16 protein-coding genes and 1 pseudogene are annotated in these 18,847 nt (G+C 66.9%); 8 read left to right on the top strand and 9 right to left on the bottom strand.

Translation table 11 applies throughout. The features are described 5' to 3' along the window. Nucleotides 1–65 precede the first annotated feature (65 nt). Nucleotides 66–1,553: an NCS2 family permease gene (locus tag AB0L70_RS25730; RefSeq protein ID WP_363688332.1), complete on the top strand. Its 1,488-nt coding sequence runs from the start codon at nucleotides 66–68 to the stop codon at nucleotides 1,551–1,553. Here AB0L70_RS25730 and AB0L70_RS25725 read toward each other — a convergent pair. Next, complete coding sequence (locus AB0L70_RS25725; RefSeq protein ID WP_363688330.1) at nucleotides 1,546–2,619, bottom strand: hypothetical protein; 1,074 nt, start codon at nucleotides 2,617–2,619, stop codon at nucleotides 1,546–1,548. The two genes, AB0L70_RS25730 and AB0L70_RS25725, sit on opposite strands and share 8 nt — an antisense overlap. A gap of 84 nt (nucleotides 2,620–2,703) precedes the next feature. On the opposite strand from AB0L70_RS25725, the gene AB0L70_RS25720 reads away from it, so the two are divergent. Both AB0L70_RS25720 and AB0L70_RS25715 read left to right on the top strand, forming a co-directional pair. Beyond that, on the top strand, nucleotides 2,704–3,153 hold the full coding sequence (locus AB0L70_RS25720) for a MarR family transcriptional regulator (protein ID WP_363688328.1): 450 nt from the start codon (nucleotides 2,704–2,706) through the stop codon (nucleotides 3,151–3,153). Further along, complete coding sequence (locus AB0L70_RS25715; RefSeq protein ID WP_363688326.1) at nucleotides 3,150–4,466, top strand: MFS transporter; 1,317 nt, start codon at nucleotides 3,150–3,152, stop codon at nucleotides 4,464–4,466. The genes AB0L70_RS25720 and AB0L70_RS25715 overlap by 4 nt, the downstream gene beginning before the upstream one ends. On the opposite strand, the gene AB0L70_RS25710 is transcribed toward AB0L70_RS25715, so the two are convergent. Then, on the bottom strand, nucleotides 4,463–5,173 hold the full coding sequence (locus AB0L70_RS25710; RefSeq protein WP_363688377.1) for a DUF4429 domain-containing protein: 711 nt from the start codon (nucleotides 5,171–5,173) through the stop codon (nucleotides 4,463–4,465). The genes AB0L70_RS25715 and AB0L70_RS25710 overlap by 4 nt on opposite strands. 2 nt (nucleotides 5,174–5,175) lie before the next feature. After that, entirely contained in the window at nucleotides 5,176–5,853 is a 678-nt protein-coding gene (locus tag AB0L70_RS25705; protein WP_363688323.1) for a DUF4429 domain-containing protein, read from the bottom strand. A 280-nt stretch (nucleotides 5,854–6,133) separates the two neighbouring features. Here AB0L70_RS25705 and AB0L70_RS25700 point away from each other — a divergent pair, with 280 nt between their 5' ends. Next, entirely contained in the window at nucleotides 6,134–7,537 is a 1,404-nt protein-coding gene (locus tag AB0L70_RS25700) for a mycothione reductase (protein WP_363688321.1), read from the top strand. Here AB0L70_RS25700 and AB0L70_RS25695 read toward each other — a convergent pair. Together AB0L70_RS25695 and AB0L70_RS25690 are read right to left on the bottom strand one after the other, a co-directional pair. Continuing rightward, the gene (locus AB0L70_RS25695) at nucleotides 7,520–8,977 is read right to left on the bottom strand and encodes an LLM class flavin-dependent oxidoreductase (RefSeq protein WP_363688319.1); all 1,458 of its coding nucleotides are present in this window, start codon (nucleotides 8,975–8,977) and stop codon (nucleotides 7,520–7,522) included. The two genes, AB0L70_RS25700 and AB0L70_RS25695, sit on opposite strands and share 18 nt — an antisense overlap. A 20-nt stretch (nucleotides 8,978–8,997) precedes the next feature. Continuing rightward, entirely contained in the window at nucleotides 8,998–9,936 is a 939-nt protein-coding gene (locus tag AB0L70_RS25690) for a hypothetical protein (RefSeq protein ID WP_363688317.1), read from the bottom strand. 243 nt (nucleotides 9,937–10,179) lie between these two features. On the opposite strand from AB0L70_RS25690, the gene thpR reads away from it, so the two are divergent. The 4 genes from thpR to efeB are packed head-to-tail and all read left to right on the top strand — an operon-like array spanning nucleotide 10,180 to nucleotide 14,053. Beyond that, the gene (gene thpR / locus AB0L70_RS25685; RefSeq protein WP_363688315.1) at nucleotides 10,180–10,743 is read left to right on the top strand and encodes an RNA 2',3'-cyclic phosphodiesterase; all 564 of its coding nucleotides are present in this window, start codon (nucleotides 10,180–10,182) and stop codon (nucleotides 10,741–10,743) included. Nucleotides 10,744–10,788: 45 nt separating this feature from the next. Next, nucleotides 10,789–11,637 carry an iron uptake transporter permease EfeU gene (efeU, locus tag AB0L70_RS25680; RefSeq protein WP_363688313.1) on the top strand — a complete coding sequence of 283 codons (849 nt, stop codon included), beginning with the start codon at nucleotides 10,789–10,791 and terminating at the stop codon, nucleotides 11,635–11,637. Nucleotides 11,638–11,663: 26 nt separating this feature from the next. After that, nucleotides 11,664–12,806, top strand: a complete 1,143-nt coding sequence (gene efeO, locus AB0L70_RS25675) for an iron uptake system protein EfeO (protein ID WP_363688311.1) — start codon at nucleotides 11,664–11,666, stop codon at nucleotides 12,804–12,806. After that, nucleotides 12,803–14,053 (top strand): iron uptake transporter deferrochelatase/peroxidase subunit, encoded by a 1,251-nt coding sequence (gene efeB, locus AB0L70_RS25670; RefSeq protein WP_363688309.1) that lies wholly within the window; start codon nucleotides 12,803–12,805, stop codon nucleotides 14,051–14,053. The genes efeO and efeB overlap by 4 nt, the downstream gene beginning before the upstream one ends. Nucleotides 14,054–14,151: 98 nt before the next feature. Here efeB and AB0L70_RS25665 read toward each other — a convergent pair whose 3' ends face one another. From AB0L70_RS25665 to AB0L70_RS25650, 4 genes and pseudogenes are all read right to left on the bottom strand, one after another. Beyond that, a complete protein-coding gene (locus AB0L70_RS25665; RefSeq protein ID WP_363688307.1) occupies nucleotides 14,152–14,991 on the bottom strand; it encodes a carbohydrate ABC transporter permease in 840 nt (279 codons plus the stop codon). After that, nucleotides 14,984–15,964, bottom strand: a complete 981-nt coding sequence (locus AB0L70_RS25660; RefSeq protein ID WP_363688305.1) for a sugar ABC transporter permease — start codon at nucleotides 15,962–15,964, stop codon at nucleotides 14,984–14,986. Before AB0L70_RS25660 ends, AB0L70_RS25665 begins: the two co-directional genes overlap by 8 nt. A gap of 85 nt (nucleotides 15,965–16,049) precedes the next feature. Continuing rightward, nucleotides 16,050–17,198 (bottom strand): annotated as a pseudogene (locus AB0L70_RS25655) (sugar ABC transporter substrate-binding protein). Nucleotides 17,199–17,705: 507 nt separating this feature from the next. Continuing rightward, nucleotides 17,706–18,791 carry a LacI family DNA-binding transcriptional regulator gene (locus AB0L70_RS25650; protein ID WP_363688303.1) on the bottom strand — a complete coding sequence of 362 codons (1,086 nt, stop codon included), beginning with the start codon at nucleotides 18,789–18,791 and terminating at the stop codon, nucleotides 17,706–17,708. Between the last annotated feature and the right edge of the window lie 56 nt (nucleotides 18,792–18,847).

Here is an 18,847-nt window from a genome sequence, read left to right as displayed (position 1 = left end):
CCAGCTTGAGAACACCTTGCCGTTAGTGCTCGCAACCGGCCGGTAAGAACTGGCATCATCCGCTCATGAGCTCGTCAAAGGCTGCCATCGCCCGCTCCCGTTCCGGCTTCCTCGACTCGTTTTTCAAGATCAGTTTCCGCGGGTCCACCGTCGGCCGGGAGGTCCGCGGTGGGTTGGTGACGTTCTTCACGATGGCCTACATCGTCGTGCTGAACCCGCTGATCATCGGCACCGTCCCGGACGGTGAAGGCCAACTGATCGGCGGCGGGACAGATCCGGCGGTGTCGATCGCCAAGGTCGCCGTCACCACCGCACTGGTCGCCGGCGTGGTCACGATTCTGATGGGCGTCGTGGCGAACTTCCCACTCGCCCTCGCCACCGGACTAGGACTGAACGCGTACGTCGCCTTCTCGATCGCCGCGATGAAGACACCGGGCGGCAACATGACCTGGGCCGACGCGATGGGCCTGGTCGTGCTCGAAGGATTGGTCATCCTGGTCCTGGTGCTCACCGGGTTCCGCAAGGCCGTGTTCGAGGCGGTTCCACTGCAGTTGAAGGTGGCGATCAGCGTCGGTATCGGCCTGTTCATCGCGTTCATCGGGTTGGTGGACGCAGGCGTCGTACGCCGTCCTGCCGATCCGACCGCCCCGCCGGTGGAGCTGGGCGCGGCCGGTGAGCTGCGCGGCTGGCCGGTCCTGGTGTTCGTGTTCGGCCTGCTGCTGATCGCCACGCTGTACGTGCGCAAGGTGAAGGGCGCGATCCTGATCGGCATCGTCGCCGCGACGGTACTGGCGCTCATCCTGCAGGCGATCTTCAGCCTCGGCCTTCGCAAGGACTCGCCCGGCGGTTGGGGTCTGACGATCCCGGAGCTGCCGGACAAGTGGTTCTCGACCCCGAACCTGGATCTGCTCGGCGAGTTCAACCTGTTCGGGTCGTTCGAGCGCATCGGTGTGATCTCGGCGCTGCTGATCATCTTCACGCTGATGCTGGCCGACTTCTTCGACACGATGGGCACGATGACCGCGATCGGCGCCGAGGCCGGGCTGCTGGACAAGAAAGGGATCCCGCCGAACTCGCAGCGGATCCTGATCGTCGACTCGGTCGCGGCCGCCGCTGGTGGTGCCGCCTCGGTCTCGAGCAACACGTCGTACATCGAGTCCGCGTCAGGTGTCGGCGAGGGGGCCCGGACCGGGCTGGCGAGTGTGGTGACCGGGATCTGCTTCCTGATCTCGATGGTGGTCGCGCCGCTGGTCACGCTGGTGCCGTACGAGGCGGCCACACCGGCGCTGGTCCTGGTCGGGTTCCTGATGATGACGCAGGTCAAGGGCATCGACTTCAACGATCTGGAGGTCGCGATCCCGGCCTTCCTGACCATCGTGCTGATGCCGTTCACGTACTCGATCTCGGCCGGTATCGGCGCCGGCTTCGTCTCGTACGTCTTCCTGAAGGCGGTCCGCGGGAAGGCCCGTCAGGTCCACCCGCTGCTCTGGACCGTCTCCGCCCTCTTCGTCATCTACTTCGCCATCCACCCGCTCCGCGACTGGCTCACCTGAGCGCGCGGAGTTCCAGATACTCGGCGCGGGCCGTGAAGAGGGTGCGGAGCTCGGTGCTGATGTTGTCGAGGAACTCCTCGCGGTACGTCGAATCCGTCAGCAACGCGATCGAGTAGTACAGCCCGGTGAAGTTGGCGATGCCGACGGCAACTTTCACCAGCGAGGCGCTGATCAGCAGTGGGTGATGCATCAGATCGAGGTGGTACGACCAGCCACCTCGGTCGATGCCCCACTGCTCGTAGATGTGGTCGCTGATCGCGAGCATGCCGAAGGCAACGAAGAACAGGCCGACGCCGGAGCTGACCACGAACACCTGCATCCACTGCCGGATCACCAGGCTGACGCTGACGTTGAACCGCTGGATCCGGCGTAGCGGCGGCCCGGTGCTGGCGTCCCGCTCGATCGTGTCCACCTCCCGCGGCAGCCGGATCAGCAGGAACAGCGTGCTGAGCACGGTGAACGCGAGTACGGCGAACACGATGAAGACGACCGGCATCCCGGCGAACACCTGCCACATCTCGGTGTTCACGAACAGCACCAGCGAGAACACCAGCAGCAACGGCAGCGCCCGGACCAGGCTGGCGACCGAGTTGGCCAGCTCGGTGGCCAGCGTCCGCAGGCCCCAGAACGTCGTACCGATCAGGCCGTAGCCGACGACGACGTACACGATGCCGACCAGTACCAAGTTGCCGAAGGCAATCCCGAAGAACTGCCGGAGCTGGCCCTGCGTGACCAGCGGGAACAGTGCCGGCAGCAGCACGAAGACGGCCAGTTCAGGGATCCCGAACCGGGTCGGCAGCGACCAGAACGGCCGGCCGCGGAACCCGTTCAGCAGGCCGGACCCCGCGATCAGCACCACCAGCGCACCGAGCGCCGCCAGCACGTTCACCCAGGTCGGCCAGTTCAGCGAGGTCGCCCCGAGCACCTCCGCCAGGAACACCACCACCAGCAGCGGGGTAGCCCGCGTGAAGATGTCATGCGTCGGCGAGAAGTCCTCGATGAACAGCGGCAACCCCGCCCGCCGGAACCGCTGCTCGTACCGCGCGAGCTCATCACTCGTCCCCATGCCCGCGAACTCTAGCGTCAACCGGGAATATCACGGCTCAAGCGTGCGTTTTCCTTAGCAAAGGTAATGAGTTAAGGTAAAGGTATGCCCGAAGTCGTAGCGCAGCAGGTGAAGAGTGACGTCGGGCTGGCGAGTGCCCTGCGGTCGTCGACCCTCAGGCTGTCCCGGCAGATCCGGCGGCAGCGTGAACCCGGTCACGACCTCACCGCGAACCAGCTCAGCGTGCTCGGCGCGTTGAGCAAGCACGAGGCGATGACGATCGGCGAGCTGGCGTCCCACGAACAGGTGAAGCCGCCGTCGATGACGAGGATCGTGACGGCGATGGAGGATGCGGGCCTGGTGGCCCGCAGCCCGCACCCGACCGACAAGCGCCAGATCATGGTCGAGCTCACCGCGCACGCGGACGAGCTGATCCTGGCCAACCGCCGGCGCCGCGACGAGTGGCTGCAGAAGAAACTCAAGCAACTGACTCCCGAGGAGCGCGACATCCTGCGCAAGGCAGCCCCTGTCCTCGAACGCCTGGCGGCCACATGAGCCCCACCTTCCGCGCGTTCAAGGTCCGTAATTTCCGTCTCTACGCCTCCGGTGCGATCGTCTCGAACGTCGGCACCTGGATGCAGCGCGTCGCCCAGGACTGGCTGGTCCTGGAGCTGACCCATTCCGGTACGGCGCTGGGCATCGTCACCGGACTGCAGTTCCTGCCTGCCCTGTTACTCGGCCCGTACGCCGGACTCGTCGCCGACCGCTTCCCGAAGCGGACCGTGCTGACCATCACCCAGATCGCGATGGCCACCGTCGCCCTGACTCTGGGTGGTCTGACGATCGGCGGCGTCGTCGAGACCTGGCATGTGTACCTGCTGGCCCTTCTCTTCGGAGTGGGTACCGCCTTCGACGCGCCGACCCGGCAGTCCTTCGTGGTCGAGATGGTCGGCCGCGACGAGCTGTCCAACGCGGTCGGGCTGAACTCGGCGTCCTTCAACGCCGCCCGGCTGCTCGGCCCGGCGCTCGCCGGTCTGCTGATCAACTGGATCGGCACCGGCCCGGTGATCCTGATCAACGGGTTCACCTACGCGGCCGTGATCATGTCGCTGCGGCTGATGCGGGTCTCCGAGCTGCACACGCCCAAGCCCGCCGGCCGGGACAAGGGCATGATCCGCGACGGCATGCGCTACCTGTGGCGCCGGCCGGACCTGATGATGGTGCTGGTCGCGGTGTTCTTCGCGGGCACCTTCGGGCTGAACTTCCAGCTCACCTCGGCGCTGATGGCGACGAGCGTGTTCCACAAGGGCGCGGGGGAGTACGGGATCCTCGGCTCGGTGCTGGCGATCGGATCGTTGTCGGGTGCGCTGCTCGCGGCTCGCCGGGTCCGGATCCGGGCTCGCCTGGTGATCGGCGCGGCGGTGGCGTTCGGTGCGCTGGAGATCGTGAGCGCCGTGATGCCGTCGTACCTGACCTTTGCCTTGGTGTTGCCGTTCGTCGGGCTGGCCTCGCTGACCATGCTGACGTCGGCCAACGCGACCATGCAGCTGAGCATCGAGCCGACCATGCGCGGTCGCGTGATGGCGCTGTACATGACCGTTCTGATGGGTGGTACGCCGATCGGGTCGCCGTTCATCGGGTGGGTCGGGCAGGAGTTCGGCGCTCGCTACTCGCTGATCGTCGGCGGTGGGATGACCGTGCTCGGCACGGTCGGATCGGTGCTGTACTTCTCCCGTCGGCGCGGTCTGTCGATCCGTCCGCGACTGCTTCCGCGACCGCGGCTCGAGGTGCTCCCGCAAACCGAGCTCCTCGGCGAGAAGGCCGTGATCGACGCGGCCCCCAAGGACGTCGGTCCCCGGGTCGCCTAAGGCCGGATGCGGGTTAGTAGCCGGGCTGCGAAGAACAGGGCGTCGACGTCCGTACGGCGTTCGGTCAGCATCGTGGCCGGGTCATGGCGCGGCTTCGGCGGCTCGGGTGGCGTTCGGGCCGTGCTGATCCGCAGGTAGCCGCCGATGCCGAGCCGGCGCTGGTTCGGCATCCACTCGACGTCGATGATGTCGGCCAGCGGTACCGGCCAAGGATCGCCGTTCGCCCGCTTCTTCCGTCCGGCCGTCCGCTTGTACGCGAAGACGAGCTGCCCGCTCTCCACCGACAGGATCGCGTCCCGGCCCTCGAGCCGGTCCGGCGCGACCGGTGGTGCGACCAGCCAGCGCGCGGCGGTCGTCGGTACGTCGCGGCGAGCGAGCTTCGAGCGCAGGTCGATGGCGAGGCGTTCGGCGAGGTCCCGATCGGTGACCGGGAAGGTGTACGGAGTGACGAGCTCGTCGAAGTACCCGCCGGAGACGGCCAGCAGCGGGTCGGCCTGATCCCGCAGCACCAGCTGGAGCAGCGGCGCGTCCGGGCCTGGGCTCAGCTCGACTGCTTTCAAGGCCTCGACGGGTACGACGCGTTCACCGAGTCGGGTCCGCAACGAGCTCGCGAGTCGGCCGAGCCCTTCGACGGGTGCGTCGTACCGGAGCCGGAGCGCGCCGACGCCGTCCCAGCCGATCGTGCCGTTGCTGCTCTCCAACTGCATGGTCAACGGCCGGCCATCGACAGCACTCGGGCGCCGAAGAACAGCGCGTCGGTCTCACTCAGCGGCTGGGTCACAAGCGTCTCCGGGTCCTTGGCCGGCTCCGGCCGTTCGGCCGGCGTGCGGGAGCTGGTGATCCGCAAGTACCCGTCGTTGCCCCACTTACTCGTGATCGGTTTCCACTCGATCGCCGTGACGTCGGCGACGGGGAGTCGCCACGGGTCGCCGTACACCTTCTTGTCCTTCGGTGCCGCGAAACCGTAGTCGAAGACCAGGTCGGTGCCGTCGAGGGTGAGTTTCATGCTCTGGCCCTTGAGGGTCGCGGGGGCGGGTGGTGGTTCGATCAGCCAGTGGTCGGCGGGTTCGGACGCGACCTGATGGAGGGCGATCGACGTACGGATCTCCTGGGCGTAGTAGTCCGCGAGCAGCCACTGGTCGTTGGAGAAGTCGAAGCGGTACGGGTCGATCAGTTCGTTGAGTTGCCCACCGGCGACGGTCATCAGCGGGTCGGCGCCGTCGCGGAGGACGAGCCGGATGGTCGCGTCCTCGGTCCCGCCGGGCATCACCAGCTCGACACCCGCGAGCGCCTCGACCGGGACGGTTCGTTGCCCGAGCTTCTTCAGCACGAGATGTGTCAGCGTGCTCTTCTGCTTGATCCACGCACCTTCATACCGAAGCTGCACCGTCCCCAGCCCGTCCCAAACCAACACCGCATTCCGCCCGCGCAACTCATCCCCACTCACCACCCCCACATCCTCCAGCCAACCAGGGTCAGCCCACCAATCCCCCCTCACCCCAGGCGAGGTTATGGGTCAACGACACAATCCTCGGCCCCGATCCGTTCTTTCCCTACCCCTCGCCCGAGGTCAGCCCGCACCCTCGGCGCCACAATCTCTTCCCTTCCAGTCTTTCCCTTTTGCCCCTCGCCGCAGGCGAGGTTGTGGGTCGGCGCCACAATGGGGTGTGACTCATTTCGATCTCGTCATCATCGGGACTGGTTCGGGTAACACGATCGTCAACCACCGGTTCGCGGACTGGAAGGTGGCGATCGTCGAGCGTGGCACGTTCGGCGGTACCTGCCTGAACGTCGGCTGCATCCCGACCAAGATGTTCGTGCACACCGCCGACCTGGCCGCCACCCCGTCGGTGAGCTCCCGGTACGGCGTCGACGAGCAACTGCTCGGGGTCCGCTGGCCGGAGGTCCGGGACCGGATCTTCGACCGGATCGACCCGATCGCGGCGGGCGGTTCGGAGTACCGGCACCACCACCCCGACAACGCCAACGTGCACGTGTACGACGGCACCGGCCGGTTCACCGGCGACAAGGAACTGACCGTCGACGGCAAGGACGGGTCGACGAGCGTGTTCAGCGCCGACCGGTTCGTGATCGCGGCCGGCAGCCGACCGGTGATCCCGCAGATCCCCGGCCTCGAGGAGGTCGGCTACCACACCTCGAACACGATCATGCGCATCCCCGAGCTGCCCCGCCGGCTCGCCATCATCGGCAGCGGCTTCGTCGCAGCCGAGTTCGCGCACATCTTCTCGTCGTACGGCGTCGAGGTCACGGTGATCGCCCGCTCCGACCGGCTGCTGCGGCACGAGGACACCGAGATCTCCGAGCAGTTCACCGAGGTTGCCCGCGGCAAGTACGACGTCCGCCTGGAGCACGAGACGATCGGCGTCGACCGCCAGCACGACGGCTCGATCCGGGTCCGGATGCTGGACCCGGACGGCCGCGACGAGGTCATCGTCGACGAGCTCCTGGTCGCGGTCGGGCGTACGCCGAACTCCGACCTGCTCGACCTGGATGCGACCGGGGTCGAGGTCGACAAGGACGGCCGGGTGGTCGTGGACGAGTACCAGCAGACCGCCGTCGACGGCATCTACGCGCTCGGCGACGTGACCACGCCACACCAGCTGAAGCACGTCGCGAACCACGAGGCCCGGGTGGTCAAGCACAACCTGCTCAACCCGGACGACCGGATCAAGGCCGACCACCGCTTCGTCCCGCACGCCGTCTTCAGCTCCCCGCAGATCGCCGCCGTCGGCCTGACCGAGGACGAGGCCCGCGAACGCGACATCCCCTATGTGGTGGGGATCGAGCGGTACGCCGATATCGCCTACGGCTGGGCGATGGAGGACACCACCGGGTTCGCGAAGATCCTGGCCGACCCGAAGTCCGGCCAGATCATCGGCTGCCACATCCTCGGCCCGCAGGCGTCCGCGGTGATCCAGCCGGTCATCCAGGCGATGAGCTTCGGCCTCGACGCCCACTCGATGGCCCGCAACCAGTACTGGATCCACCCCGCGATGTCCGAGCTGATCGAGAACGCGTTGCTCAAGCTGAAACTAGACCCGAAAAGCTGAGATCACGTCGGCGACCGTGTCGAGGGTGTCGAGGTCGGGCAGGCTGATCATCACCTCGGCGACGCCTGCCTCGGACAGTTCGCGGAACCGGCCGATCTGATCGTCGACCGTGCCCGCGTTGACGGAGGCAGCGTACCGGGCGGGGTTCTGGTTGCGCGGTCGCAGCTTCTCGACGAGGCCGTCGACCTCGTGATGGTCCTTGCCGACCAGCGTGGTGGACAGGTGCGTGACCTCGACCGGGCGGTCGGTGAGTGAGCGGAGGTAATCGGCGCGTTTGCGGACGGTGGCGACGTCCCCGAAGACGTTGACGGCATCGGCGTACCGCGCGGCCAGCCGGAGCGTACGGCGGCCACTCCCGCCGACCAGCAGGGGCAGATGCTCCTGCAACGGCCTGGGATAACAGGTGGTGTCCGGCACCTCGAGCACCTTGCCATGGAACGGTTTGTTGCCTGGTCCCCATAAAACCGGCAGGAGCTGCAGCCCGTCCTCGAGCAGCGCATAGCGTTCCCCGACCGACGGGAAGTCCCATCCGTACGCGAGATGCTCCGCCTCGAACCACGCCAGCCCGACACCGCAGACCGCGCGCCCGCCACTGAGTACGTCGATCGTCGCGGCGATCTTGCCCAGATGAGCAACGTTCCGGTAGGTGATCCCGGAGACCAGGGTCCCCAGCCGGACTCGCGTCGTACAGGCGGCCAGGTACCCCAGCGTCGTCCAGCTCTCCAGGAAGTCGTCCCAGGCCCGGCCCACCTGCGGAATCTGCCGGAAGTGATCCATCACGTAGATCGAATCGAACCCCGCGGCCTCAGCCTTCGAAGCAACCTCGCGAATCCATGCAGCCGTTCCGGTCCGTCCAGCCTTGTGCATGTAGCTGCTCAACTGCAGCCCGAATCGCAGCCCGGTCGGAGTCTCGACCTGTCGTGCCGCGGCCGCTCCCGTCTCCACGAACGCCTCCGGTACGACGCGCAACGCGGTCGGCTGCAGTACGTCGTCGTACCCCTCGGTCGGTAGCTCCTTCTTCACCGCGTTCCACGTCCGCAGCTGCGTCGTCAGTACGTCGGCCGGGATCCGCTTGGCCCGGGACCGATTCCGCCGACGGCATTCGGCCGCCGGAGTGTCGAAACCGACCGCAACACAAGGCATTCCGGCCTCTCGCGCCAGCCCGAGCCATCGCAATCGGCGGTCGCGATCCAACCCGAGCGTGTCGATCACCGTCGTCAGCCGCCGCCCGATCCGTTGCCGCACCACCTCTTCCAGCAATGCGAACGCGTCCGCACTGGCCGCGAGGTCGTCCTCCCCGGCCCCGACCAGCGCCCGCAGCCGATCGCTCGACACGATCAACTCCGCCCCGAAATGCTCCGCCGCCCACGTCGACTTCCCCGACGCGCCCGGCCCCACCAGCACGACGACGCACGGCGACGGCAGCTTCAGTTCGTCCACAGGTGCAGTCTGACCTGCAGTCACCGCGAAGCGGAAGACAATCTCAGCAGCGCAGCAGCAAGTCCGACTGCGACTGAAGGTACGACGAACGCCGCGACCGGACCGCCGTGGTCGATCAACGCCCCGCCGAGCGCGGATCCGAGCGCGGTCCCGATGGCTTGCCCGGTCGAGAGCCAGGAGAAGGCCTCGGTACGGGAACCGGCAGATGTCTCCGTCCGGATCGGCAGATATGCCGCGGCCGCGAGCGGAGTGGTCAGCAGACCGGTCGCCAGCAGTGTGAGGGCAAGTCCCACGAGCCCAGCCGGTGACTCGATCATCGCGAACAGCGGCAACGGCAGCAGACAGAACGAGTACCTCGCCATCAGGCCCAGGTAGGAAGAACCTTCAACGGTTCGGAACGTGCCCACCACCCCGCCGAACGTCAACGCGGCCTGCACGATCCCGGCCGCGGCGGGCAGCCCCGCCCGCGTCGACGCAGCCACCAGTGCGACCGGCATGACACCAAAGGTCATGCTCTGCAGCAACGTGCTGACGCACAGGATCCGTACGGCGGCAATCCGCAACGCACCGTGGAGGCCCGGCGTGCGCCGATCCGGGCGCGAACCCCTGATCGCGACCACGAAAGCAACGGTGCCTCCGGCAAGTATCGCCGCGGCAACGGCAGTCGCGACTGCCGCGCCGGCCAACGCGATCAGGCCGGTTGCCGCGAGCCCCAGGAGTCCGACCACGGCCAGCAAGTGCAGCACCACGGCCGGGACGAACGTGCGGGCAGCGCCGTACCGGTCGACGAGCCACCCCTTCCAGGGCGCGGTCGCGGCGTCTCCGGCCGCGAAGAGTGCGGCGACCGCGCCGGCCACGGCGTACGAACCTGTCTGCCGGCCGACCAGCACGACAAGCGTCAGCGGCAGCATGCCCTTGGGCAGGCGCGCGAGCAGGGAACTGACGACCAGCGGCCGCACGCGGGGGAGTAGAAGGACCGATCGGAAAGAGCCGAACACGGGGATCACCTCGGGCGATTGACGGGCACAGTGAACTGCGCCGACGTCGCCCTACCAGGCTTTTGCCCCTTCAGATGCCCACCGTCGTGGTGGGTCGTGGCGCTCGGACCAGCCCGCCCGAAGGCGGCGGAACCCTAGCCACGTCCTGTCGATCGAGCCCAAATTAACACGCGGCCAGGACCGCCGACCCCCTAATCTCGGGGGATGCGATTGTTCGTGGCCGTGGTGCCACCCATCGAAGTTGTGGAGGATCTGAGCGAGTTCGCGGAGCCGCGGCGGGAGTATCCGGACGAGGACATCCGGTGGGCCGCGGACGAGCACTGGCACATCACGCTGGCGTTCCTCGGCGACGTGCCGGACTGGAAGACCGATGAACTGGGGGAGCGGCTGGAGACGGCCGCCAAGCGGCAGAAGCCGTTCGAGCTGCAACTGACCGGAGCCGGCGCGTTCCCGGGTGTCCCCGACGCCCGCGTCCTGTACGCCGGGGTCCGCGACGACACCGAATCACTCAAACACCTCGCGATGACGACGCGTTCCGCCGCGAGCCGGTCCGGCGTCGAGGTCGACGGCCGGAAGTTCACCCCGCACGTCACGCTCGCCCGGCTCCGCCGGCAACTCGACGTGACCCGGTGGGTCAGAGTCTTCGACACGTACGCCGGTCCGGTCTGGACCGCCGAGAGCGTTCAACTGATCGAATCCCGGCTCGGTGAGGGTCCGGGACACAGTGCGGCGTACGCCACAGTGGGCGAATGGGACTTCTTAGGTTAACCTCAGGAAGGTTAGCCGTACCTAATGACGTGAGAGAGTTCCGCCATGCTCGCGAACTACCTGATCGGACTCCGTGAAGGACTGGAGGCCTCGCTGGTCGTCAGTATCCTCGCCACCTTCCTGGTCAAGTCAGGGCACCGAGATCGGCTCAAACTGGTCTGGATCGGAGTCGGTGCGGCTTTGGCAGTGGCGGCCGCGGCGTGGGGCCTGTTGCAGTTCGTCACCGCCCTGACCGCCAAGTCGTTCACGACCCAGGAGACCGTCGGCGGGGTGATGTCGATCCTCGCGGTCGGCTTCGTCACCTGGATGATCTTCTGGATGCGCAAGGCGTCCCGCAGCATCGCCAGGGAGCTGCGCGACCGGATGAGTCAGGCGCTCGAGATCGGGTCCCGGGCCGTCGTCATCCTGGCGTTCCTGGCGGTGTTCCGCGAAAGCATCGAGACCGCGTTCATCGTGTACGCGTCGGCCGCCACCGCGACCACCGCCGTACCGTTCGTCGGCGTACTGCTCGGCCTGGCCACCGCGGTGGTGCTCGGGTTCGCGATCTACAAGGGCGCGGTCAAGATCAACCTGGCCGTGTTCTTCAAGTGGACCGGCGCGGTGCTGATCCTGGTCGCGGCGGGCATCTTCGCCTACGGCTTCCACGACCTGCAGGAGGCGAACATCCTGCCCGGTCTGCAACACCTTGCCTTCGACATCTCGAACGTCATCCCGCCGGACAGCTGGTACGGCGTACTCCTCAAGGGCATCTTCAACTTCAACCCGGCCCCGACCGTGATCGAGGCGATCGCCTGGGTCGCGTACCTCGTCCCCGTCATGGTGCTCTACTTCCGCCCGGTCAAGACCAGCACGCCACCCGCCGTCGCGGCGAAGACCGCTGGAGAAGCGGCCTGATGTCCATCTCACCGCTCAGGAGAAACATGTTCACGTCCACGGCCCGACGGGCCACCGTTGTCGGCGTTGTTCTGGGGCTCGCCACACTGACCGCCTGCGCCGACGACAAGCCGGCCGCGTCCTCCGACGACGGCACCGGCCCGGTCTCGGTGAAGGCCAGCGACTCGGGCTGCGACCTGAGCCGCCGCGACGTCAAGTCCGGGACCAGCACGTTCTCCGTCGCCAACGGCGGGAGCAAGGTCACCGAGTTCTACGTGTACGCCGAGGGCGACCGGGTCATGGGTGAGGTCGAGAACATCGGCCCCGGCCTGAAGCGCGACCTGATCGTCGAGCTGCCGACCGGCAAGTACCAGGCGGTCTGCAAGCCGGGCATGGTCGGCGACGGTATCCGCGGCGACCTGACCGTCTCCGGTGACGCGGCCGCGCAGGTCGACGAGGACACCCTGCTCAAGCAGGCCACCGAGAGCTACCAGCGGTACGTGAACTCGCAGGCCGTCGCGCTCGAGCAGAAGACGACCGAGTTCGTCACCGCGGTCAAGGCCGGCGACGTCGCGAAGGCCAAGGAGCTGTTCCCGGTCTCGCGCACGTACTGGGAGCGGATCGAGCCGGTCGCGGAGTCGTTCGGCGACCTCGACCCGAAGATCGACGCCCGGGTCAACGACGTCGAGCCGGGCACCGAGTGGACCGGGTACCACCGGATCGAGCAGGCGCTCTGGGTCTCGAACACCACCAAGGGCATGGAGAAGTACGCCGACCAGCTGCTCGTCGACGTGAAGACGGTCGTGGCGAAGGCCAAGGTCGTGAAGCTCAACCCGCTGCAGCTGGCCAACGGTGCCAAGGAACTGCTCGACGAGGTCGCGACCGGCAAGATCACCGGTGAAGAGGACCGCTACTCGCACACCGATCTGTGGGACTTCCAGGCCAACGTCGAGGGTTCGCAGGCCGCCGTACAGGCGCTTCGGCCGGCGCTGCAGGCCCGGGACGCCGCGCTGGTCACCCAGCTCGACACCAACTTCAAGGCGGTCTTCGCCGCGGTCGACAAGTACCGTGACGACGCCGGCTTCAAGCCCTACCAGGTCAGCGAGGCCGAGAAGAAGGAGCTCAGCCGCGTCGTCGACGGTCTGGCCGAGCCGGTCAGCAAGGTCGCCGGAGTGATCGCGAAGAAATGAGTCAGGGCAAGGGAATCTCGCGCCGCGGCCTGATCGGGGCCGCGGGCGCGGCGGTGGCGACCGGGGTGGCCGGATACGCCGCTCACTCGGTGCTGTCGGGTGAGGAGTCGCAAGCGGCGGACACTAACGGACCGGTCGAGTTCCACGGTCCGCACCAGGCCGGCATCATCACGCCGGTCCAGGACCGCCTGCACTTCGCCGCGTTCGACGTCACCACGACGAGCCGCGCCGATCTGATCGCGTTGCTGAAGGAGTGGACCGCCGCGGCCGCGCTGCTCACGGCCGGCCGCGACATCGGTCAGTACGGCGCTGTGAACGGACCCGACGAGGCTCCGCCGGAGGACACCGGCGAAGCGGTCGGTCTGCCGCCGGCGCGGCTGACGCTGACGATCGGGTTCGGGCCGTCGTTGTTCGACAAGCGATTCGGGCTCGCGGCGAAGCGGCCCAAGGCACTGGTGGATCTGCCGCACTTCATCGGGGACGACCTGGAGCCGGCGCGGTCGGGTGGCGACATCGCCGTACAGGCGTGCTCGGATGATCCGCAGATTGCGGTGCACGCGATCCGCAACCTGGCCCGGATCGGGTTCGGCCGGGTCGCGATCCGCTACTCGCAGCTGGGGTTCGGGCGGACGTCGTCGACGTCGCGTGCGCAGACCACACCGCGGAACCTGTTCGGCTTCAAGGACGGGACGAACAACCTCAAGCTGGAGGACGCGGACAAGGTCGAGCAGCAGGTCTGGGTGCAGCCGGAGGACGGCCCGGACTGGATGGTCGGCGGCTCGTACCTGGTGTCGCGCCGGATCCGGATGAACATCGAGATCTGGGACCGTACGTCGCTCGGCGAACAGGAAACGATCATCGGCCGGGGCAAGGGCACCGGCGCTCCGCTGGGCAAGGCCGACGAGTTCGACGCGATCGACTTCACCGCGAAGAACGCCGACGGCGAGCCGAAGGTCCCGATGGATTCACACGTCCGGCTCGCGCACCCACAGTTCAACAAGGGCGCCGAACTGCTGCGTCGCGGCTACAACTTCGTCGACGGCTCGGACGGCCTCGGCCGCCTGGACGCCGGCCTGTTCTTCCTCGCCTACCAACGGGACCCGCGCAAACAGTTCATCCCGATCCAGAACCAACTGGCGAAGAACGACACCATGAACGAATACATCCACCACGTCGGCTCCGGCATCTTCGCCTGCCCCACCGGCGTAACCCCCGGCACCTACTGGGGCGAAAAACTCTTCACCTGACGGCTGCGGACCGCCAGCACTCACCAACTCCGCCTGCTGAGCGGCGCCCGCGCTCGAGAATGCCTACCGAGCGAGGTTGATGAGTGCTGCAGGTCCGCTTACTTCACAGCTCCGGCGGTTACGCCGGCTACGAAGTGGCGTTGGGCCAGGAGGAAGCCGATGACCACGGGGACGCTGACGACCAGGGCCGCGGCCATGATCTGGTTCCAGTAGATGTTGGTCTGGGTGGAGTACTGGCGCAGTCCGACCGCCAGTGTGCGGTTGGCCTCGGTGGTCATCACCGACGCGAACAGGACCTCACCCCAGGCGGTCATGAACGAGTAGATCGCGACCGCGATCACACCGGGCCGCGCGGCCGGCAGGACAACCCGCCAGAGCGCACCCATCGGACCGCAGCCGTCCACCAGCGCCGCCTCGTCGAGCTCGCGCGGAATGCTGTCGAAGTACCCGGCCAGCATCCAGATCGAGAACGGCAGGCTGAAGGTCAGGTACGTGATGATCAACCCGAGCCGCGATCCGACCAGCTGCAGGCCGAACGTGTTGTTGATGTTCACGAAGATCAGGAACAACGGCAGCAGGAACAGCACACCCGGGAACATCTGCGTCGACAGCACCGTCGTGGTGAACACCGTCCGCCCACGGAACCGGAACCGCGACACCGCGAACGCGGCCAGGATCGCCAGCGCCACCGAGAACAGTGTCGCGACCACGGACACGATCGTGCTGTTCACGAAGTACCGGGCCAGCGGCACCGTCTTCCACATGTCCACGAACGGCGCCAGCGTCAGGTTCGACGGCCACCAGGTGAACGCGCCCTGCACGTCCTTCAACGGCTTGAGCGACGAGGTCGCCATCACGTACAGCGGAATCAGCACGAACAGGCCGAGTACGACCAGCACGACACCGCGGTAGAGCTTGAATCCTCTGGTCTCACGCACGACGTGACCTCCTTCCGGTGACGAGCAGGTAGGTGCCGGTGACAATCATCAGGAAGATCAGCAGCAGCACGGACATCGCCGCACCACTCCCGAAGTTCCAGGTCAGGAACGACGCGTTGTAGATGTGGAAGGTGATCAGGTCACCCGCCGGCGGTTGCGCCGTACCGAACAGCACGTACGGCGTGTTGAAGTCGCTGAACGTCCACAGGAACAGGACCAGCACGAGCACCAGGTTGACCGGACGCAGCGACGGCAGCGTGATGTTGCGCCACTGCCGCAGGTTGCCGGCGCCGTCGACCGCCGCGGCCTCGTAGACGTCCCGCGGGATGCTCTGCAACCCGGCCATCAGGGTGAGGAACGCGAACGTCCACAGCTTCCAGGTCGCGACCGTGATCAGTGAGATCAGTGCGTTCCCGCCGATCAGCCAGAACGGCCGGTCCGAGGTCAGGTGCAGGTTGTCCACGATCACGTGGTTCACCACACCGGTGTCCCGCTGCAACATGAAGTTCCAGGTCAGGATCCCGGCGTACGCCGGAAGCGCGTAAGGCACCAGGAACAGGGTCCGGACGAAGCTCCGGCCGCGGAACGGCGGCTGCAGTGCGACCGCCGCGGCCATGCCGAGCCCCCAGGACAGCGCGAGCGTGATGAGCGAGAACGCGACGGTGACGCCGAAGGACTTCAACAGCCCCTCGCCGACCGCGTTGTCGAAGTCGAGCGCGACCTTGTAGTTGTTGAACCCGGCCCACGGTGCGGCGGACCAGTTCGCGATGAAGAACTTGGTCAGCTTGACGAAGCTCATCCAGATCCCGACCAGCATCGGGATGATGTGGATGAGCAGTTCGGCCAGCACGGCCGGTGCCAGCAGCAGATAGGGGAGCCACCGGTTCAGACCGGGACGGTGCTCCGGGCCGCGCTTGGTCTTCTTCGCAGGCTTCGCGGCGGCCGGCGTCGCTTCCTGTGTGGCGACGGACATCCTCGGTGTCGCCTCCTGTCTGTCGGGATCGGTGGGCGGACGTGGTCAGTGGCCCGGACGGGTCGTCCGGGCCACCGATCCTGGGTCAGCTACCTGCGGCCACTTGATCCTCGGCGGTCTTGAGGGCCGCCTTCACATCATCGGCCGTGACTGTTCCGCCGGTGGCGATCTTGGCGAACATCGTGTTCATCGCCTTGCCGACGGTGCTCTCGAACTGGTCCTCGGCCGGCACCAGCGGCAGCGGCTTGGACTTGGTGTTGTAGACGTCGGCGAAGGTCGCTGCCTCGGCCGCGTCGGTGGTGAAGACCGGCTTTGCGTCCTTCAGTACCGGCAGCGAGGAGAACGGCTTGCCCAGCGTGGTCTGGGTGGTCGCGTCCGTCATGTACTTGACGAACTTCAGCGCCGCGTCCTTGTGCTTGGTGTTCTTGAAGATCGACAGGTTGATACCGGCCACGTGGCTGGCCACCTGCTCGCCACCGGACGGGGCCGGGAACGGCACGACGCCGTACTCGCCGGCCTTCATGCCGTTGGCAACGATCGAGGAGTCGGCGTTGTTCTGGTTGATCACCATCGCGACCTTCTTGGTGGCGAAGTCGTTCACCGACTTGGTGCCGTTGTCGTACTGCGCGTTCGACGGGTTCGCGACCTTGTCCTTCTGCATCAGGTCGAGGTACCGCAGTACGCCCTGCACGTTGCCGTCACCGGTGAAGGTCGGCTTGCCGTCCTGGTCGAACCAGTCGGCCTTGTTCTGCGCGGCGTTGATGAACGCGAAGTGCACGTTCTCGGTGTAGCTACCGGCCGCCAGCGCCATGCCCCACTGCTTCTTCGCGGGGATGGTCAGCTTCTGCGCGTCGGTGACCATCTCTTCCCAGGTCTTCGGCGGCTGCAGACCGGCCGCGGCGAACATCGCCTTGTTGTACTACAGGCCGTAGGCCAGACCGTAGAGCGGGACCGAGGTCGGGTCGGTGCCCTCCTTGCCGCCGGTCGCCAGAGCCGTCGGCACGAACTTGTCCTTGCCGCCGATGGCGGTCATCGCGTCACCGTCGAACGGCAGGAACGCGTTGGTGGCCTGCAGCGAGGCCGCCCAGGTGTTGCCGATGTTGACCACGTCCGGACCCTGACCGGAGGTGGTCGCGGTCTGGATCCGCGTCTGCAGATCGTTCCAGCCGATCACCTCGAGGTTGACCTTGATGCCGGTGTCCGCGGTGAACTTCTGCAGGACCGGGGTCAGCACCTCCTTGTCGTTGTCCAGGCTGGTGCCCTGGTTGCTGGCCCAGTAGGTCAGCGTCTGGTCGCCACCCGAACTGTCGCCGGAGGAGTCGCCCGAGTCGCCGCTGCCTCCGCAGGCGGCCAGGCTGATTCCCAGGGCGGTCGCCGCTGCCGCGGCTACAAACGAACGCAGTCTCACGTCGGACTCCCTCGTCCTGTCGAGCCTTCACAGACCTGCGAAGGCGGATCGGCCCCATAGTGACCTAACCGGTTAAGTTTCGAAACCCTAACCGGTTCAGTAGAGGCATGTTCGTTATTACCTCGTGACTCATCCAACCTCTACCGAGACCCCGGCAAACGCAATCCAACACTCTCCGAATCCACCCGAATTCACAGAGTCTTGAACTCGTCCGCCCGGAGTCTCGCCGGGATATCCCCTCGTGTTGACCGTTCTCCCCTCTCGCACGAGCGGAGAACGGTGTATTCGCGGGGATATCCCCCGCCGGTGCCGGTGCCCCCGCCGGTGCCGGTGCTAGCGGGGTGCCGGGCCGGAGGATTCTCTTGCTCGCAGTTCCCCGGCGGGGGCCTGTTCATGCAGGTCGGGTTCGCCGGCTGCTATCCGGAGCAGGAGATCGGCGGCCGCGCGGCCGCGTTCCATCGTTTTCTGGTCGATCGCGGTGATCCCGGGCCGGGCGAGCTCGCACAGCGGGGAGTCGTCCCAGGCGAGGATCGAGACCTCACCGGGCACCGCCGTACCGAGGTCCATCGCGACCCGGAGGGCGGCGACCGCCATCAGGTCGTTGCCGAGCACGATCGCGGTCGGCGGGTTCGGAGCGGTGAGCAATTGCCGGGTCAGTTCGGCGCCGTCGTCGTACCGGTAGCTGCCCTCGACGTGCCGCACCGTGATCCCGTGCTGCGCTGCCTGTTCCTGCAGCATCCGCACGCGCAGTTGCTCGTGGACGAACGTGAACGGCCCGCTGATGTGCGCGATGTCGCGATGCCCCAGTGCGACCAGGTGGTCGAGCAGGAGCGTGACGGTCTCCTCGGGCGAGCTGATCAGCCGCCCGACAGCGTCGTCCGGATCGTTCGAGCTGACCACCACGCACGGCACCCCGAGCTCTTTGAGCACAGGGATCCGCGGGTCGTCGTTGTGCTCGTCGAACAGGATGAACCCGTCGACCCGCCCCTGCCGGGACCAGCGCCGCAGTACGTCGAGATCTTCGCCGTGCTCGCCCGTGAGTCGGAGCAGCAGCGACGAGTCGACCTCGTTCAGGTACTGCTCGATGCCGACCAGCGTGCGCATGTAGAACGCTTCGGTCGAGATCAGCGCCGGGTCACGGGCGACCACGATGCCGATCGTCCGGGTCCGGCTCGCGGAGAGGGCGACGGCGGCCGAGTTCGGGTGGAAACCCAGCTCCTCGGCGAGATCGAGCACCCGTTGGCGGGTCTCCTCGGAGACGCCGGCCCGGCCGTTCAGTGCGTACGAGACCGAGGCCTTCGAGATGTGCAGACGGCGCGCGAGATCGCTGATGGTGACCCGGTGACTCCGGCGCCCACTGGTGCTCGCCGTACCGTCGTCGTCACCTTCACCGCCGGCCAGAGTCCCGGTTGTCGTCATCGTTGCCTGCTACCCCGCACAGACGGGAGATTAGCAGCGGCATCCGTGGGCAAGGG

The organism is Kribbella sp. NPDC051952, from assembly GCF_040680855.1.
In the GTDB taxonomy this organism is placed as follows: domain Bacteria; phylum Actinomycetota; class Actinomycetes; order Propionibacteriales; family Kribbellaceae; genus Kribbella.
The sequence above is the reverse complement of the archived record's forward strand: the minus strand, read 5'-3'. Positions and strand labels throughout refer to the sequence as shown.